Source organism: Natronorubrum bangense (assembly GCF_004799645.1).
GTDB classification, from domain to species: domain Archaea; phylum Halobacteriota; class Halobacteria; order Halobacteriales; family Natrialbaceae; genus Natronorubrum; species Natronorubrum bangense.
The window spans coordinates 1784129-1800869 of record NZ_CP031305.1; the positions used below are offsets into that span (position 1 = coordinate 1784129).

The 16741-nt window shown below is 62.0% G+C and carries 20 protein-coding genes; 8 read left to right on the forward strand and 12 right to left on the reverse strand.

Features of this window, described 5'->3' with window-relative positions; genetic code table 11:
• Nucleotide 1: 1 nt before the first annotated feature.
• A complete protein-coding gene (locus DV706_RS08915) occupies nucleotides 2-802 on the reverse strand; it encodes a helix-turn-helix transcriptional regulator (RefSeq protein ID WP_006064974.1) in 801 nt (266 codons plus the stop codon).
• Nucleotides 803-1046: 244 nt separating this feature from the next.
• Here DV706_RS08915 and DV706_RS08920 point away from each other — a divergent pair, with 244 nt between their 5' ends.
• The 3 genes from DV706_RS08920 (at nucleotide 1047) to DV706_RS21950 (ending at nucleotide 3377) form a co-directional block, all read left to right on the forward strand.
• Entirely contained in the window at nucleotides 1047-2036 is a 990-nt protein-coding gene (locus DV706_RS08920) for a DMT family transporter (RefSeq protein ID WP_006064973.1), read from the forward strand.
• 118 nt (nucleotides 2037-2154) lie between these two features.
• Entirely contained in the window at nucleotides 2155-2778 is a 624-nt protein-coding gene (locus DV706_RS08925; RefSeq protein WP_006064972.1) for a hypothetical protein, read from the forward strand.
• A gap of 65 nt (nucleotides 2779-2843) precedes the next feature.
• Nucleotides 2844-3377, forward strand: a complete 534-nt coding sequence (locus tag DV706_RS21950; RefSeq protein ID WP_006064971.1) for a hypothetical protein — start codon at nucleotides 2844-2846, stop codon at nucleotides 3375-3377.
• Between the two features lie 51 nt (nucleotides 3378-3428).
• Here the strand turns inward: DV706_RS21950 and DV706_RS08935 are convergent, their stop codons facing one another.
• On the reverse strand, nucleotides 3429-4247 hold the full coding sequence (locus tag DV706_RS08935) for a DUF2250 domain-containing protein (RefSeq protein WP_006064970.1): 819 nt from the start codon (nucleotides 4245-4247) through the stop codon (nucleotides 3429-3431).
• 132 nt (nucleotides 4248-4379) lie between these two features.
• Here DV706_RS08935 and DV706_RS08940 point away from each other — a divergent pair, with 132 nt between their 5' ends.
• Entirely contained in the window at nucleotides 4380-5177 is a 798-nt protein-coding gene (locus tag DV706_RS08940; RefSeq protein ID WP_006064969.1) for an alpha/beta fold hydrolase, read from the forward strand.
• A 10-nt stretch (nucleotides 5178-5187) separates the two neighbouring features.
• Here the strand turns inward: DV706_RS08940 and DV706_RS08945 are convergent, their stop codons facing one another.
• Both DV706_RS08945 and DV706_RS08950 read right to left on the reverse strand, forming a co-directional pair.
• Nucleotides 5188-6495 (reverse strand): YihY/virulence factor BrkB family protein, encoded by a 1308-nt coding sequence (locus DV706_RS08945; RefSeq protein ID WP_006064968.1) that lies wholly within the window; start codon nucleotides 6493-6495, stop codon nucleotides 5188-5190.
• A 90-nt stretch (nucleotides 6496-6585) separates the two neighbouring features.
• On the reverse strand, nucleotides 6586-7701 hold the full coding sequence (locus tag DV706_RS08950; RefSeq protein WP_006064967.1) for a tRNA (guanine(26)-N(2))-dimethyltransferase: 1116 nt from the start codon (nucleotides 7699-7701) through the stop codon (nucleotides 6586-6588).
• A gap of 100 nt (nucleotides 7702-7801) precedes the next feature.
• Here DV706_RS08950 and DV706_RS08955 point away from each other — a divergent pair, with 100 nt between their 5' ends.
• Nucleotides 7802-8158: a hypothetical protein gene (locus DV706_RS08955; RefSeq protein WP_006064966.1), complete on the forward strand. Its 357-nt coding sequence runs from the start codon at nucleotides 7802-7804 to the stop codon at nucleotides 8156-8158.
• Between the two features lie 107 nt (nucleotides 8159-8265).
• Entirely contained in the window at nucleotides 8266-8919 is a 654-nt protein-coding gene (locus DV706_RS08960; protein ID WP_006064965.1) for a hypothetical protein, read from the forward strand.
• 98 nt (nucleotides 8920-9017) lie between these two features.
• Here the strand turns inward: DV706_RS08960 and DV706_RS08965 are convergent, their stop codons facing one another.
• From DV706_RS08965 to DV706_RS08990, 6 genes are all read right to left on the reverse strand, one after another.
• The gene (locus DV706_RS08965) at nucleotides 9018-9851 is read right to left on the reverse strand and encodes a hypothetical protein (protein ID WP_049889664.1); all 834 of its coding nucleotides are present in this window, start codon (nucleotides 9849-9851) and stop codon (nucleotides 9018-9020) included.
• 82 nt (nucleotides 9852-9933) lie between these two features.
• On the reverse strand, nucleotides 9934-11133 hold the full coding sequence (locus tag DV706_RS08970) for a Cdc6/Cdc18 family protein (RefSeq protein WP_006064963.1): 1200 nt from the start codon (nucleotides 11131-11133) through the stop codon (nucleotides 9934-9936).
• A 943-nt stretch (nucleotides 11134-12076) separates the two neighbouring features.
• Nucleotides 12077-12739, reverse strand: coding sequence for an imidazole glycerol phosphate synthase subunit HisH (gene hisH, locus DV706_RS08975; protein ID WP_006064962.1), 663 nt, complete (start codon nucleotides 12737-12739; stop codon nucleotides 12077-12079).
• A 168-nt stretch (nucleotides 12740-12907) separates the two neighbouring features.
• A complete protein-coding gene (locus DV706_RS08980) occupies nucleotides 12908-13504 on the reverse strand; it encodes a uracil-DNA glycosylase (protein WP_006064961.1) in 597 nt (198 codons plus the stop codon).
• Between the two features lie 56 nt (nucleotides 13505-13560).
• Nucleotides 13561-14127: an endonuclease dU gene (locus DV706_RS08985; protein WP_006064960.1), complete on the reverse strand. Its 567-nt coding sequence runs from the start codon at nucleotides 14125-14127 to the stop codon at nucleotides 13561-13563.
• A gap of 4 nt (nucleotides 14128-14131) precedes the next feature.
• Entirely contained in the window at nucleotides 14132-14305 is a 174-nt protein-coding gene (locus tag DV706_RS08990; protein WP_006064959.1) for a DUF5786 family protein, read from the reverse strand.
• A gap of 186 nt (nucleotides 14306-14491) precedes the next feature.
• Here DV706_RS08990 and DV706_RS08995 point away from each other — a divergent pair, with 186 nt between their 5' ends.
• Nucleotides 14492-15160 (forward strand): MBL fold metallo-hydrolase, encoded by a 669-nt coding sequence (locus DV706_RS08995; RefSeq protein ID WP_006064958.1) that lies wholly within the window; start codon nucleotides 14492-14494, stop codon nucleotides 15158-15160.
• Between the two features lie 299 nt (nucleotides 15161-15459).
• Here the strand turns inward: DV706_RS08995 and DV706_RS09000 are convergent, their stop codons facing one another.
• Together DV706_RS09000 and DV706_RS09005 are read right to left on the reverse strand one after the other, a co-directional pair.
• Nucleotides 15460-15609, reverse strand: coding sequence for a 50S ribosomal protein L40e (locus tag DV706_RS09000; RefSeq protein WP_006064957.1), 150 nt, complete (start codon nucleotides 15607-15609; stop codon nucleotides 15460-15462).
• A 96-nt stretch (nucleotides 15610-15705) separates the two neighbouring features.
• Nucleotides 15706-16245: a DUF367 family protein gene (locus DV706_RS09005; protein WP_006064956.1), complete on the reverse strand. Its 540-nt coding sequence runs from the start codon at nucleotides 16243-16245 to the stop codon at nucleotides 15706-15708.
• Between the two features lie 116 nt (nucleotides 16246-16361).
• Between DV706_RS09005 and DV706_RS09010 the strand changes: the two genes are divergently transcribed.
• A complete protein-coding gene (locus DV706_RS09010; protein ID WP_006064955.1) occupies nucleotides 16362-16718 on the forward strand; it encodes a nuclear transport factor 2 family protein in 357 nt (118 codons plus the stop codon).
• Nucleotides 16719-16741: the final 23 nt, after the last annotated feature.

The window sequence follows — 16741 nt, forward strand, 5'->3', positions numbered from 1 at the left end:
GTCACTCCGAAAACTCGTCGTCCTCGAGGTCGAGTGGCGTCGCATCCGCCCAGTAGTCGTCGACTGCGTCCTGTGCCCACGAGCGGATCACCTCATCGTCGGTATCGATCGACGCTCGCAAGACACCGTACTCGTCTCGCAAGAGCAGATAGACGACGTCATCGAGGATCATGACCGCGAGCGGGACGTCGCCATCGAGAACCCGTACCGAGGCGTTGTCAGTTCCAAGCAGCGCCTCGAGTCGGCCACGAAGCTCCGTGTCGGCCGCCAACGCCTTGATTGCGCGCCGCGAGAAAACGCCGTTGAACAGCTGTGAATCAGTCGCGGTCTGTTCTTGTACGACGGTGATCGTCTGCTCATTGAACGCATGGGAGACCGTCTGGACCTCATCGGCGTCTTCGAGCAACTCGAGCAGCCGGGAGAGCGGTGCGTTCGGTCGGGTCTGGCTCGGGGTCGTGATCGTCGCGTTGGCCAGTCGCTTCAGGTCGAAGGTCATCGACTCGGCCGGCAAGAAGTCGACGACATCTCGGAGCCGGCGTTCGGTCTCGATGATCGCTTGGAGATCGGTAAACCCTGTCGCGACGAGCTCTCCTGTCGCAGTCGCCGTATACTCACTGTCCATGCGCCGGATCCACGACCGTTCCTGAAAATCACTGAGGATTCGGCCAAGCGTCGCCTGGGAGGCACCCGTCTCCGAGGCCAGTTCGGTGCGTGTGTGGCCACGCTCTGCGAGCAGCCTGAGCACGTCGACACGATTCGCCGAGAGGGCGAGAAACTCGATCTCCTCGAGTGCCGATTCCATATGATTGCTGGTCACTGTTGCATCATAGTGCTTTCGCACCGTGAAATACTTTCATAGTGTGCGAGTGTACGACGCCGATCAACTCCTGTCTGGGTACGGAAGCGTTTCTCGCTGCAACACATTTTCTGAACGAAACTATAACCCTAGCACCCATATTTGTTTCTAAGATGCAACCCGCTTCCTCCATGTTGATCGGTCACCGATCAGCAAAATTGTTGTACGAACGCCGAACTGAGGTGAGTCCGTGATCGACCGTCGTACGCTCGGGTTTTTCATCCTCTCGAGTCTGTTCTTTGGCGGGACGTTCGTTGCTGCAAAGGCTGGTCTCGAGTACTTCCCACCGCTGCTGTTCGTCGCGCTGCGGTTCGACATCGCGGCGCTCGTTATGCTTGGCTACGTCGCTGTAACCGCCTCGCGTGAGGAACTGCGACCCAAGACGCGGGGAGACGTCGTCGGCATTCTCGCGACCGGCGTGCTCGTGATCGGGCTGGCGAACGCACTCATCTTCGTCGGCCAGCAGTATGCGACCAGCGCTGTCGGCGCGATCGTCTTCAGCCTCAACCCGATCCTGACGCCGGTGTTTGCAGCCGTTCTCCTCTCCGACGAGCGCCTCTCGCCTCGCGGCGCGGTCGGACTGGTCCTCGGGCTTCTCGGCGTCGCGCTCGTGGTCAGCCCCGACCCTGCGAGCCTGCTTGGTGGTGACGCCATCGGCCGTGCGATCCTGTTTGCCGGCGCAGTCAGTGCAGCGCTCGGTGCCGTCCTCATCCGCCGTGTCGGCTCGAGCGCCACGCTCTCGAGTACGGTTCGGGTCGCGTGGGGGCTGCCCATCGCCGCGGCGCTCTCGCACGGCTTTGCGCTGTCGGCCGGCGAGTCGATGACCGCGATCACGTGGTCCTCGAATGCGCTCATCGCACTCGCATACGTCAGCCTCGTCGCCGGTGTCCTCGCCTACATCGCCTACTTCGGGCTCCTCGAGTCGACGGGCGCGATTCAGGCGAACCTGATCTTCTATGTCGTCCCGGTCGTCGCAACGCTGGGCGGCTGGGCGCTACTGGGAGAGGCCATCGCACCGCTTGCCGTCGTCGGGTTCCTGCTGATCTTCACCGGCTTCGCCGTGCTGGGGAGCGAGTCAATCGACGTTCGATCGTGGCTCCCCGAGACGGTCGTCGAGACGCCGGTTGCCGATGAACGAACGTCGGTTGCTGAGGAGCCTCGAGGCTTCCGGTCCGATTGAAATCGAAGCTTTCAGCCCGACCCAGGTGGCGGGCTATGCGACGGTCGCCGAAGCGTTCCCGAACCCACGACGAACCAGAGGGTTTACGGGCTTTCCCGCTAAACCGGTCGGATTATCTATGTGTGCAACGTTTACAGACGACGATGTCGGCAAGCTAGTCGAGCGCGCCGACGGAAAAGTAATCGGAACCGTCGCGTCACTCGACACGGCGACGGTCCGCGTCGAACCCGCACCCGACGTCGTCGATGCCATCAAAGCCCGCTTCGGATGGGAGGAGATCGGTGGTCCGTTCATCCTCCACGAAACTGACGTCCGCGAGATTTCCGAGACGCGCGTCCACCTCGCCGACGGGTTCTCGAGAGCGAACGCGCCGACCCCGACGGCAGATGAATCGGCGGACCACGCAGACGCCGAAGGCGACGATGAGGCCGCTCCTGAGACCGACCCGGAGGACCCGAATCGAACCAACGGTGGGACGGGATCGGTTGCCAACTCGGCTGCGGACTCGAGCGGTGTCGGTCCGTTCAACAGCCGCTTTCAGATCGGAGCCGCCGTTGTCTCGGGACTCAGCTTCCTCTTTGCACTGGTGTTTGCCTGGACAGGGTATCAGGAAATGGCGCTGCTCGCCGTCGGGCCAGAACTCAACATCGTCGCCGGAATGGCTGGCCTGATGCTCGCCGGGTTCGTTGGCGTCGTTGCACTCGTTGCCGCGTTCTACATGGAACCTGGCTTCGATCAGTAACACTCGAGTCGTCCCTGACGACTGCAAGCATCACTGTCTTTTTTCGGCTACTGGTGACACCGCGTATGTGTGAGGTAATTACAGCCGACGATATCGGCAAGCGCGTCGAGAACGCTGCCGGCGAAGACGTCGGCGTGATTACGACCATTGATGACGACGGGGCTCACGTCAGGCCCGCTGCGGACGCCATCAAATCGATCACCTCCTCGATCGGCTGGGATGACGTTGTCGACGCCACCTATCCACTCGACCCCGACGCCGTTCTCGAGATTACCGACGAGGTGGTTCGGCTTGAGGGCGGACTCCCAGCAAACGATTTTGCGGCCGACCCCGAGGCCGAACCGGGCGCTAAAGACGCCACGGACACCCAGCATGGCGCAACCGAGGCCGATGAGGAGACGATGGACCGCGAACTCGAGGTCGACCCAACGAAACTGACAGGAGCGAATCAGACGGTCGGCACCCAGACCGACGCAGCCGTCGACCCGGACGACAGCGTCCATCAGACCGACGCTGAGATCGATCCGGACGCCGTCCACGACGCCGATCGCGGTTCCAAAACCGAACTCGAGGCCGACGACCGAGACGAGTCGGAGTGACTGGGCCGTGTGCTGGCCACCGCTTTGCGATCGGGGCCGCCCGTTCGAAGCTCACGCGTCCTCGAGGTCGCGCAGAATCCGGTCTGTCACGTCCGTGGTCACGTAGTACGTGTGCTTGCGGTGGGTCTCGGTTTTTGGTTTGAGTTTCCGTTCAGTTCCCTTGATGATCGATCCCTCGTATATTCTTACGAGCCCGATCGCCTCCATCGCCCGGTAGCAGTGGCGGACGTGCGCCAGATCCAGCCCGAGCTCGGCTGCGGTCATCCGTGGATAGTCGGGTCCACCGCGAGAGAGACGGCGAGCGAGCGTTCGCGGGTCGTCAAGCCACCGAAGGAACGTTTCCTTCCCGTCACGATCGGCGAGAAGATCGAGTACGTCCCGCCCGTCATCCGTGAGTCGATACGTCGTCGGCGTTTGCTCGCGATCGACAGCAACGAGCCCACTCGAGATGAGTTCGGTGCAGTGATCGGCGACGCGGTCGTGGTCAGCGTCCAGGTCACCCGCCATCGATCGTGAGCCGTCGCCATCGGTCGCCGCGAGGTGGTAGAGGACGAGATAGGCGAGTGGCTCCGCGGGAACCGGCGCCAGCTTCCCCGCGACGGCCTCTCGCTGTGCGAGCTTCGACTCGAGTTCACTCGCGCGTTCGTACCGCTTTTGGGCGTTTTCGGCTGCACTGCGGTCGAGATCGAGCGTCACGCCGATCGTCTCGCCGGTCGGCGTCTCGAGGTCGAGGTCGAGTTCCCGCCGGTCCCAGTGATCCCCCTGCTCGGTTCGAGCCCGCTCGAGGGCCGCAGTGACTCGCTCGAGACGCGTGAAAATGGTGTCAGCCTCGGTCCGCAGTCGTTCGATTTCTGCCCGTGAAACGACCATCGATCGATACTAGGGAAGGCAAAAAAATACCGGTACCGGTTGCACGGTCGCGAGCAGACAGGACGGCAACGCCTCCGTGGGCGCTGTGCGTTCCGGCCAGACAACTAAGTCGACGCTCGTGATACGCCGGTTATGGAACGACTCGGTGTCGACAGCGAACGTTCGGGTATCGACGTCGCCGGCCCCGAAGGCGGCCAGACGATCGTATTCGTTCACGGCGCAATGTTCACACGAAAGCTGTGGCTCCCACAACTGGCGGCACTGGAAAACGAGTATCGCGTCGTCGCGCCGGACCTGCCCGGCCACGGCGTCCGCAGCCACCAGGTGTTCCGGATGGACCCCACGATCGACCTTCTCGAGGACGTGATCGAAGAGTACACCGACGGCAGCGCCGTGCTGGTCGGACTCTCGCTCGGGGGGTACGTCGCGACGGAGTACGCCTATCGCAACCCCGAAGAGGTCGACGGACTGGTGTTGACGGGGTGTAGTGCGAATCCGGTGGGAGGCATGGCGATGTTGACCCGCGCCGTCGGTGGCCTCTCTCGACTCGTGACAAAGCCCGACGTCGGCTGTCGAGCGGTCGAGCGACTCGGCTACCGATGGGTCCGCAATCGGGACCTGTCCGCCGACGTCGAAGCCGCGATCATCGACGCCGGAATCTACCCACGTGAGTTCGGACGGGCCGATCCAGACGTCAGGGACGAAGATTTCCGGGCCAAGCTCTCGACCTATCCCGGTCCGACGCTGCTACTCAACGGCGAGCACGACAAGATCATGCGCCGAGGCGAGCGAGAACACGCTGGGGCAGCTGTCGACGGGCGCATCGAGGTGATCGCCGACGTCGGTCACATCTGCAACGTACACCGTCCGCAGACGTACACGACCCGCGTTCGCAACTTCATGCGACAGCAGGTCGAACAGATACCGTAAGTCGACCGTCTCAGGAGCGGCGCTCGCCGACGAGATCACGGACGCGGCCGGGGATATCGAGCAGGGAGATCCCGAACCCGAACAGTACCATCAGCACGTAGACGCCGAGCGTCGACGTCCAGACGACGAGCAGCGCAAGGATCGCCCAGCCGCCCGAAAGGAAATAGAACGCCGCGATGGACATCGCCGTCCCGTACAACAAGACGAGATACGGCCCCCAGTCGCGGGCGTGACCGTGGCGGACCCGGCGGCGGACGTAGCGTTTGAGCTCGCTCTGGAGCGACTCTTTCTTTACAGTCCGGCGCTCGACGTTGTCTTCGAACGACTCGACGCGGTCGCGCAGCCGCTCGATCTCTTCGCGGAGTGCTTCGGGATCGTCGGATCGGTCCCGCGTTCGGGCGCTTACGCGGGCGCTCGTCCCGGTTTCTGCACCCGTCCCTGCGTGGTCCTCCGTCGCCCCCTCGTCGTCACCCGTGGCGTCGTCGGTCATCGCTTCTGTTGGAACCTGTCGCACGCCGGGACTTTGTAGCTGCCGATCCATGTCACGGCTGGCAAGGACTGCATTGAGGATCGCCCCGAAGACGAGAATGATCGCGCCGATGTAGAGCCAGATGAGCACCAGAAAGACTGCTCCCAGTGCGCCATAGACGGCGTACTCGGTCGCAAACGCCGTATACAGCGAGAAGGTTCGGCTCAGTACGAACCAGCCAATCGCGGCCACGACCGTCCCGGGCAGCGCCTCACGGACGTCGATACCCGACTCCGGGAAAATGACGTACAGCGGCAGGAACGTCACGATGAGCCCGACCACGACGAAGATCGGCCCGAGAACGCTGACGCCGACAAACGGCACGAATCGGATCACCACCTCGAGGATGGCGACGATGGTCAGCCCGAACCCGATCACGACGAAGACGATCGTCGCGTCCCAGATCGTGTCGAGCAGTGATTTCGATCCAGCAGTGCCGTACACTTCTGAGAACGCCCGATCGATCCCACGGAGCACCCGACTTGCTCCCCACAACAGGCCAACTGCCCCGAACACGGTCGCGCTCTGTCGTCCAGTCTCATCGAGGACCGTCTCGGCGAGCAGTTCCTGTGCCGACGGCGTGAGCACGTCGCTGACGGCATCGGTCAGCTGCTCCGCAAGCGCCTCCCCGCCGATCGAGGCGGTGATCCCCAGCCCGAGGAGGGCTAACGGAATGAGCGAGATGAACCCATAGAAGGCGACGCCGGCCGCCAACAGCGTCAGCTGCTCGTTGCGCGCGAGGATGGCGACGTCACGCGCGATCTTAAGACCCTGTCTGTAGTCGATCACGTCCGTCCATATCGGCGGCCAGGGCAATATGCGGTCGTGTCGGAATCGTTATCTGAAACTGTGAGCAGACGCAGGAAATAAAGCGAGGAGTCAAATGAGGTTGTCCTCAGTTGCCGCGCGAATCTCACCGACGCTAGCGTCAGTTTTGAACGTCGTCCCGCCGTAGTGGGCTTTCGACGCCTCGAAGCCAGCGGCCTGTAGATCCGCGAGGAACTCGTCCATCGCATTGGCCGGCAGCCCCCAGTTGCGACAGAGTTTATGCTGGTCGTAGTGGGTTGGTTCCTCGAGTTCGGCCGCGAGCGTGTCACAGAGTTCGCGAGCCGCTGGTGCGGTGTCGAACGTGTAGGGGATCTCATCACGGACTGCGGTGACGAACTCCGGATCTTGAATCGGGCCAAGCCAGACCGGTCCGGCGGTGAGCAGTCGGCTGCCGCCACAGTGTGGACACGTCTCGAGCGGGTCGGCGATCATCCCCACGTCTGTCTCGCGGTAGAGACAGTCCTCACAGTGGTAGATGTAGCCCAGTTCGTCGATCGCTGCATCCGCAGCGGTGGGTTTGTGCTCGAGCTCGAGATAGGTGCGGACGTAGTGGCTGGTCGCATGGGTCAGAATGGGCTCGATGCCGACGTCGAAGCGAGCGCCACTGCGGGCGAGCGCGGAGATGAGGATTCGGACGCCCATTTCGGCGTGGTAATCGGTGTTCTGGGGAACGGCGGAGTACGATCGAACACCGCTGTTGAAGTGAGCGCCACACATCGGCGCGGTATCGGTCGCGGTGACACAGAGCAGGTCTCGGCAGTTCCCGATGGCGGCATCGGCGAACGGCATCGGCGTTCCGTAGGGGTCGAGGTCGATCACGTCGAACACCTCCTCGTGCATGAGCGCGCTGACGTTTCGGTGTTCGACCCGTGCCTCGCAATCGTTCCGCTCGAGGTTCGTTCGTGCGAGGTCGACTGCCTCCTCGTTGACGTCACAGCAGGTCACGTCCCAGCCGTCGGCGGCCGCCCGAGCACCACGGACGCCGCTTGCTGTCATTGCATCGAGATACGTCTCGGCGCGGTCCTCACGGTCGCGATAGGCCCGCAGCGTTGCGATCGTCAGATCCCGGTTCAGTTCCTGTCGCGGGTTGTAGAATACCGATTCCTCGACGCCCTCGGTCTGTTCGCCGGGGACCTCGAGTTCGACCCCGCCCTCGGTGACGCGCATACGGGACGTCTCGGCGGGGCAGCGCGAAAAGCAGCGTGGTCTCGAGCGGAATCGTTCGTACAACCAAACCGATTTTACAGTTCGGGACACAGTTCCGGTCGTGCCGGAGGCCAACCCAGTCGAGCGATGGCAGGCGGATCTCGAGGAGACGGGTAAACTCACGCCCGACATCGTCGAGCAGATCACGCGCATCCACGGCGACCGTGGGGTGCGCGCGATCGAGGCCGTCGGCGAGAACCGAGTGAAGGCCTACCGTGATTTTACGATCGTCGTCGGCTACGACGACGAGTATATCGTCGAAGACGGCGGCTGTACCTGCAAGGACAGCGAGTACAATCTCGATCCCGACGACCCAACTGACCGCTGTTGGCACGCCCTCGCCGTCGCGATCGCCCGCCGGGTCGGTCACGTCGACTACCACGATATGTGGTACTCGGACGTGCGCGAGCTGTTGTAGCGCTGTTTTCAGCTGCCGAATTCTCGTCTGTTACGACCTCTCAAAGGCAGAGAATCTTGGTCTCGAGACGGAGAGGGGTTGAAGTGGCGAGCCGGTGACGTCTTCATATGCGTCGCCGCCACTATCTCATCGCCAGTTCCGGACTGATGGCGTCGGCCATCGGATCGTTCGGAGCGATTGCCGACACGAACCGGGGAGTATCCAGCATACAGGCGGAAACCGAGCCACTGCGATTCGAGGGATCGGGGGCGAGCGTTACTGATGAGTTCGAACTCGAAAGCGGTGTCACAGTCGCCGAAGCTGTCCACGATGGCGAGTCGAACTTCATCGTCGATCTGGTCCCGACTGACAACGGACGTGAAGAGTTGTTGATCAACGTGATCGGGACGTACGACGGAGCGTCGGGTATCCTCGCAGCGCAAGGACCGTATCTGCTGGACATCGATGCAGACGGCAACTGGGAGATCGATCTCCGACAACCACGAGCGACGGACGCAGATGCCGAGACATTACCAGTCGAACTCGAGGACGAGACGTCGACGTGGAATGGTCCGTTCCTGTTCGACGGCCTCGGACAGGCACGAGGAACACACGACGGAGCAGGGAATTTCATCGTTGAAATTCTCCCCCAGGAAGGACGGTTCTCGGAGCTCGTGTTCAACGAGATCGGGGTGTTCGTTGGCGAGACAACGTTCGATCTCGAGGGGATCGGATATGTGACGGTCGACGCCGACGGACCATGGTCGATCACGATGGAGTGACGAAACGGCTGTCCCCCTCAGCGAGTAAACAGCGGTTTTGCTCTTCGGGAGGAGATAACACGGTGTCTGTTTGCGCTGGTCGAGTCGCGTGCAGGCGCTCAGACGGTGAGCGCTGGTGTGTCAGCCTCGCGAACGCGCCGAATGACGTCTCGGACAGTCTCTGCGTCGTCCGGGTACGTGCCGTAGACGATGGTATCCGCGTGAGCCTCGAGCTGCTGTGTCAGTCCCACGAGTCGATCGGCGTCGACGCCGTCCGCCGAGAGCTGGATCGTGAGGTCCAGCTCAAGGTCCTCGAGTTCGTGAGCGAAACCACGCGCCAGCGACTCCACCCAGTAGGTCGTCCCGTAGCCGACATCACAGAGGGGGACGACAAACTCGTCGACGAACGGGGCGAGCGAACCGGGATCGACGCCGGCGCGTTCGCGGAGGTTTCCGGGGTAGGGATCTGGGTAGAGTGTCGCGAGGAGATCACCCTCGACGCACTCCGCCGCGGCGGCGATGAAATCAGTGATGACCGCGGTTCGCCACGCGTCGCGCTCCTCGTGGTCGCTCGCGGCGAACTCCCGATCACAGCGCTCGCAGTGACAGAACGACGCGCCGGGGAATCCAGGTGTCGTGAGTCGGACGTCACCCATCGCGCCGACTCGCTCGATTCGCTCGAGTAACGCGGCGCGGTAGTCAGGATCGGTCGGGCAGACGGTGCCCCAGTGATGGCCATCGGCGTCGGGTGTCGCACGCGTTCCGTCGGCCGTCACGGCGGCGCGCTCTGGTTCGTCACGGACGGTTGCCGTGTCGCCCCAGCAGGCGATGGAGTTGGCCACGCCCGCAAGCGGCTCGCGGCGTGTGCCGTCGACGGAGTCGGCGAAAACGTGTGTGACATCACCGAAGTCGGCTCGAGCGAGGTCCCGATCTGCTGTGAGAATGCCGTACATATCCATACGGTCGGCTACGACCACGATAAAAGCTGACCTCGAAACGAGACACCTTCGAGCGCGCCGACTGGGTACTGATCCGTCAGTCGGACTCGTTGCAGGCCGCGATGATGACCTCTGGATCGTCGATCAGCCGGTTTTCCATGTAGTTGCCTTTCCCTTTGCCGGCCCATTTACGCTCCTGTTCGATGATCGAGAGGAACTCGAGTTCCGAGAGGATGTCCCGTACCCGGCGGAGTTTGAGGTGGTCCGACTGGTCGCGATCACAGAGCCGTTTGTAGAGGTCGTACGCTTCGTTGGTTTTGACCGGGACGTCGTCACCCTCCTTTTGCTGGGTGAGCAACGCCATCGCCTCGAGAACGAGTTTCGCGTGACTCGGACTTTTCGAGATGAGTTCGGCGAGGCGGCTGGTCTCCTCGCGTTCGTGGGCCTGATCGACGCAGGCCTCTGTGACCGACTCGAGGTCGTTCTCTTCGGCGATCTCGCCGGCAAACCGTAGGATATCGATCGCCTTTCGCGCGTCACCGTGTTCGCGCGCCGCGAGCGCCGCCACGCGCGGGACGACGCCGTCCTCGAGGACGCCTTCGTGAAACGCGTCGGACCGGGAACGTAAGATCTCGCGGATCTGGTTCGCGTCGTACGGCGAGAAGACGTACTCGCGTTCACAGAGGCTCGATTTGATTCGCTCGTCCAGCGAGTCTTTGTATCGGACCTTGTTCGAGATGCCGATGACACCGACCGTGCTCTCGGTGAGTTTGCCGGATTCGACCGCACGCGAGAGCTGCATCAGGATGTCGTCGTCTTCGATCTTATCGACCTCGTCTAAAATGATCAGGGCGACGTCGTAGCGGCTGTCGACGATCCGCCACAGCCGACGATAGTATTCGGACGTACTCAGCCCCGAGTGGGGGATCGAAATCCCCGTTTCGTCTTGGTCGTTGAGTTGATGGCCGGTCGACTGGACGGCCTGGGTCTCCGTCGACTCCTGCAGGCAGTCGACGTAGGCGACCCCGATCGAGACGTCGTTGTTCTTCGCGCGCTCGATCGCCTGATTCGTGATGAACTTCGAGCACAGCGACTTTCCGGTTCCTGTCTTCCCGTAGACGAGGACGTTGTTCGGCGTGTTGCCTCGAGTCGCCGGTTTGATTGCGTTCGCGAGGTTCGTGAGTTCGTCTTCACGACCGATGATCCGGTCGCCGTCGGGAAGGTGTGAAACCTGCAGGAGCTCTTTGTTCTGGAAAATCTCGTTTTCGCTCCCGAAGTAGTCCGTGGCGTCCGACATTCAATTGTCGTGAATACTATTCGGAGGTGTCTTAAGCGTTCGGAACCTGACTGCCGCTGTATTAGACGGGATTCCGGTGTGTGAGTGTCTGAGACGCACGAACGACACCCCTTAGTGCCGCTGTATAGACAAAAGGAGACCCCGAGTTTCCGCTGTATAGATGACGGTGGACCCCGGATTTCCGCTGTATAGCCGACAGACCCCGGAGTGCCGCTGTATCGTGAGGTCGATTGTCACTGGGGAGAAGCAAGCATCCCAGGGTCGCTCAAGCGGAGATACCGTAATTCCGCTGTATGGATTCAAAAGGATTTCTATAGGAATCCAGCCCGGCGTTTGACACCCCTCGGTGCCGCTGTATATGGACACACACACCCCGCGGTGCCGCTGTATCGATCCGAGGGGATGTATCGATCTGAAACGGGGGTTCTGCTGGACATGTGATGGATTAATCAGCTCTGTCCGGAATCATCGACCAGCGTCTCAGGGCAGTAATGCGGCTTTCGAGATGGTGAGTTACCCAACCTCGAGAGTAGAACACGAAAAGAAAACTGTGGGTTCGAATCGACTCGAGACCGGTGCTAACGTTCACTATCCGTGAACTAATATTGTTCACTATAGCCAATGGACTTTGACACAGGTACTGTATTTAGTAGTTTTGCATTTGATTAAACTAAGCTACTAGATTGATGTTACTTCTCTCGTTATTCTAACCGGCTCGCTCTACCCGACTGAGTATCCACTCCCTCTCTCGACGCTATACAGCGGCACTCCGGGGTGTGTCTCTCCGCCGTTTTTCTACCGCTGGTTGGCCGTCGACTTCGAGACATCGTCGCCCTGTCGTACGTTTGTTCCGGCGTCCAGTCACAGCTAGCACCGACGGTGAGACAGATCTCAAAATCAGGGTGAAAGAAGACTGCTCCCGGCCGGTCACCTTCTACGCGGCTTACTCCGCAGCGCAGATGTCGACGAAGTTCCGCAGGATCTGCAGTCCTGTCTCGCCGCTTTTTTCCGGGTGGAACTGTGTCCCGAAGACGGTCCCATCGTCGTTGGCGATGATCGAGGGGAACTCGAGTTCGTAGTCGGTCGTCGAAACCGTCGCGCCCTCGTCGTCGGGAACGGCGTAGTAGGAGTGGACGAAGTAGGCGTACTGTCCGTCGACGCCCTCGACCAGCGGGTGATCACGTTCGACGTTGAGTTCGTTCCAGCCCATGTGTGGGACCTTCTGGCCTTCATCGAATCGGACGTTAGTGCCCGGAATCAGATCGAGCCCCTGGACGGCTGAGTCGCCGTCGGTTTCTCCTTCCTCGCTCGTCGTCAACAGCATCTGCATGCCGAGACAGATCCCGAACAGGGGGGTGCCGTCGGCTGCGACCTCGAGGAGGTCCTCTCGAAGCGGATCGGCGTTCTCGACACCCTCGCGGAACGCGCCGACGCCCGGTAAGACAACACCATCGGCGTCGGCGAACGCGTTCGGATCGTCGGTGATTTCGACGTCTGCACCCGCGCGTTCTAAGCCACGGGTGACACTGCGTAGGTTCCCCAGCCCGTAGTCGACGACGACGACGGACGCAACCGACTGCTCCTGTGAAGACGAAGCGCTGCTCATACGCCTACTCGTGGTGGCGTATTGAAGTCAATTACCCTTCGTGCAACCGGAAGTGAGTAGACGACGACAGTCGTGCAGTAGGTGGTGGAGACGACGACACGCGAGACCGCGACGCTCGAACGATGGCTTCAGCGAACGGCGGTAGCCCCTATCGAGCGACGAACGGAGCTAGAATCCGTCGAGCCGTGTTTGTCCACTGTCACTATCGCCCACGTCTGCGAGTTCTGCTGCCCGCTCGAGGGCGTTTGCGAACGTCTCTTCCTGACTGCGGTCGTACAGCGTCGCTGCTGGGTGGACACAGAGTAAGACACGTCGTGGCGTCCCCTCGATACGAACTTCCTCGAGCGAACCCGCCTCGTTCGTGATCGCCACGGAGCGCTCGAGCAGGTGCTCGCTGGGCACTTTTCCCAGCGTGACGATCACGTCCGGATCGAGCAGGTCGATTTCGTGCTCGAGGTAGCCACGGCAGTTCTCGAGTTCGTCGGTCGTCGGATCACGATTTTCCGGCGGTCGACAGCGTACGCAGTTCGTAATCCTGACGTCCGCACGCGCGAGGCCGACGTTCCGAAGGCCGTCGTCGAGGACGGTGCCGCTGCGACCGACGAACGGTTCGCCCTTTTTGTCTTCCTGTGCACCTGGCCCTTCGCCGATAAACAGCACGTCGGCGTCCACGGGCCCGGTTCCATTGACGATCCGGCTCCGTGAATCGACGAGCGCCGGACACCGCGTACACTCGCCGACACAGAGTCCATCCATCTCTTCCATACTGGTGGCACAGACGGCCGCCTCCTACCTCTTTCGGGTCACAGTGCCGCCAGGACTCACTCGAGCGACCGAGCGTACGAATCACCAGCTCGAGCGGCCTGCCGAGCGACCCGAATCGGCTCCGGGCGGCCGCCTTCGGGTGTAAACGCGCGGACGACTGCGGCTGCCTCGTCGGCCTCACAGCCGACGTGTCTCACGTAGACCGTTTCGCCGTTGACTGACAGTGCTCGACGGTCGGGCAGCGAGCGATAGCGCTCGAGGCGGGCCTCGAGCGCAGAGCCAGAAAACGCCGCTCGAAGGCCGCTCTCGAGGCCGTCGCTTGCCTCGAACGTGACGGCAATCACTGGACGGTCGGCACGCTCGTGTATCGTCGGAACATCGAGAAGGTTGTACCACGCGGGGGCGACGGCGCCGACCAGCACGTACTGGACGTCGGGACGTCCGAGATCGCCGACGAGCCCGGCGACGGCGTCGGTCGCGTCGGTGCCGCCAACGGTACACGCACGGTATACGAGCCCGTCGAGGACACGGTCGGCACGAACGACGGCACCGGCGAGCGTGCTCCGGTCGTCACTGCGACCGAACGACTCGGCGATTCCCAGCGCCCGCGCCCCGGGCTTCATCTACTCAACTCTCGTCTTTGATCTCTTGGAGCCGATCGAGCAACTCGTCGCTGGAAGCGCCGTTTTCGAACTCGATCTCTCCGTCGTGGCTGTTTTCGCTGGATTGTACCGCGTCGTCGTCGTCAAAATCTGCGTCGACTTCTTGCTGTTCGGATTCGTCGTAGCTCCCGAATCCCATACAGTAGTATCTTCGTGCTTGGAGCTAAAAAATCTCGTGTGTCAACCAATACCACCTACCGCGTCGTTTCTCTTCTTTTCATCCGTGCGGGCCTGTGAACGCCCGTCTGGACACGAGCCCCGACAGGGCGACGGTACCAGACAGCGGGACGGCACCATTTTGAGTCCGGGCCTCGAGCCGTCGTGTATGGACATCCATCACGTCACCGAACCTGCAGAGACGTTCACCTGTAACGCGTTTCTGGCAGTCGGCGAGGAGACGACACTGGTCGATGCTGGCGCGTGGGACGGCGTCGTCGACGAGATTCGAACCCATACCGACGAACTCGACGCCGTCGTTGTGACTCATCAACACGGCGATCACGTCGCCCAACTCGAGGCGGTCTGTGAGGCGTTCGATCCCGACGTCTACGCCTACGCTGAGCATCCGCTTCGAACACACACGATCGATGACGGCGACACGGTCACGATCGGTGACGAGGCGTTCGACGTCGTTTACACGCCGGGTCATGCCGACGACCACGTCTCGTTTGTCTCCGAGACATCGCTGTTTTCGGGCGACGTCGTCGTCCACGACGATGGCGCGTTCGACTACGGAAGTTTCGGCCGTACTGACATGGCCGGCCAGTCCCGTGAGCGACTCATCGAGAGCATCGAGAATCTCCTCGAGCGACTGCCCGACGGCGGTCGCGCGAGCGACGCGAGTGCGGCCTCCGGAGACGAGCGAAGCGAGTCTGCCGGCGTCGAGCACATGTACGCGGGCCACGGCGGTGTCTTCCACGGCGACGTTCGGGATGTCGTTGAGACGGCACTCGGGCGGGCAGAAAAGCGAGAACCCAAATACCCGGACGAGTAGCGCGCGCCCACTTGTCGACGGCTGAGACAGACTGCTGTTAGCCTGTGTCGGTGTATCCGCGACCTGCCCGGGGTGTACCGGGAGTTCAGGACCGTAGACCGCTTCGTGGGGTGTACCGGGAACTCGAGACCGCGGACCGTCTGGGCGGCTGTGCTCTCGATGTCAGCGAGCCGCTCAGCACGTCCGCCTCTCCGCGAGCGCTCGACGCTCGCCTCGCGGACGAACCGCCGGCCGAACGGCACACTCGCTATCCGGCTGTTTTGCTGTAGAAAGTCGAGAAAACGGACGCAGACAGTTGGTTACGTGGCTCGTGCTTCCTTCGCCTTTGGGCGAAGCTTCTTGTAGCCGCATTTCCGACAGCGGTTTGCGTCCTTGGAGTTACGAGCGTTACAGCGCATGCAGATCATTTTCTCGAGCGTCCGTTTCTCGGCTTCTTCGAAACTGGCCATGTCGCTCCGTTAGCCCGTGGTGCATATAATCGCTGTGGTCTTGGGACCGACCGGTAACGCAGACGAAACTACAGGCAGTGGTCACTGCTGCCGTGCTCACTGCGTTTCGCCAGCGTCGTCAGCCCGCTTCTGTTCGTCTTCGGCAGCCAAGTAGTCGTCCTGGACCGCGACGATCTCACTCGAGTCCACACACTCGCTGTAGCGTCGCAGCGGCTCTTCGTTGAGCGTCAGGAAGGTCTCGCCCCAGCGGAACGGCTCGAGGAGGTCCTCGGCCGCCTCGTACTCGTCGAAGATACAGCAGGCGGCGGCGAGCGCCTCGACGGTAGTCAGCTGGAACGGACGGCCGTAGTTGACGGGGTTGGCGGCGACGAGAAACGGAAGCGCCCGGTGGACGCCGTTCATCCGGAACGAGGCCGCTTCGGCGGACTCCCACGAACAGTCGAGGGCGACGAGTGTCCCGAGACCATCCTCGGCGTCGGCCGGCGAGAGCGCTTGCTCGGCGTGTGGGTTGAGCACGACGCCGTAGGGGACTTGCTCCATTCGTCGATAGAGGGTTGCTTTATCGAACTTCTCGAGGCGACGCGCGGTGCATTTCTTCGGATCGTCGTCGCCTTCGTAGTAGACGTGACACTCCACGAGCAGGCATACGTGCAGGCGGGAGAAAAGGGGTCCGAAACGGCTGCAATGGGGCTGACTACGCGAGTGGTCCACGAGAGTCGGATGCTTTTGTCGGTGGCGACGAAGATACCGATATGGACACGGAGCCGAATACGGCTGCAGACCCTGGCGATGGGGCCGCCATTGCTCGACGATACTACGCCGCACTCGACGACCACGAGTACGACGTCCTCGAGGAGTTGCTCGCCCCCCAGTTCACGCAACGTCGTCCCGACCGGACGTTCGAGGGGCGTGACGCGTTCGTGCAGTTCATGCGCGACGGGCGGCCGAACCCGGACACCAACCACGACCTCGAGACGGTGATCGCCGACGAAACCGGCGTCGCGGTCCGTGGTCGGGTGGTCGATGGTGGCACAGAACTGTTTGGCTTCGCGGATTTCTTCGCCCTCGAGGGCGGCCGAATCGTTCGCCTCGAGACGTATTCGCGGTAACCCGCGTCGGTGTTCGCACTCGG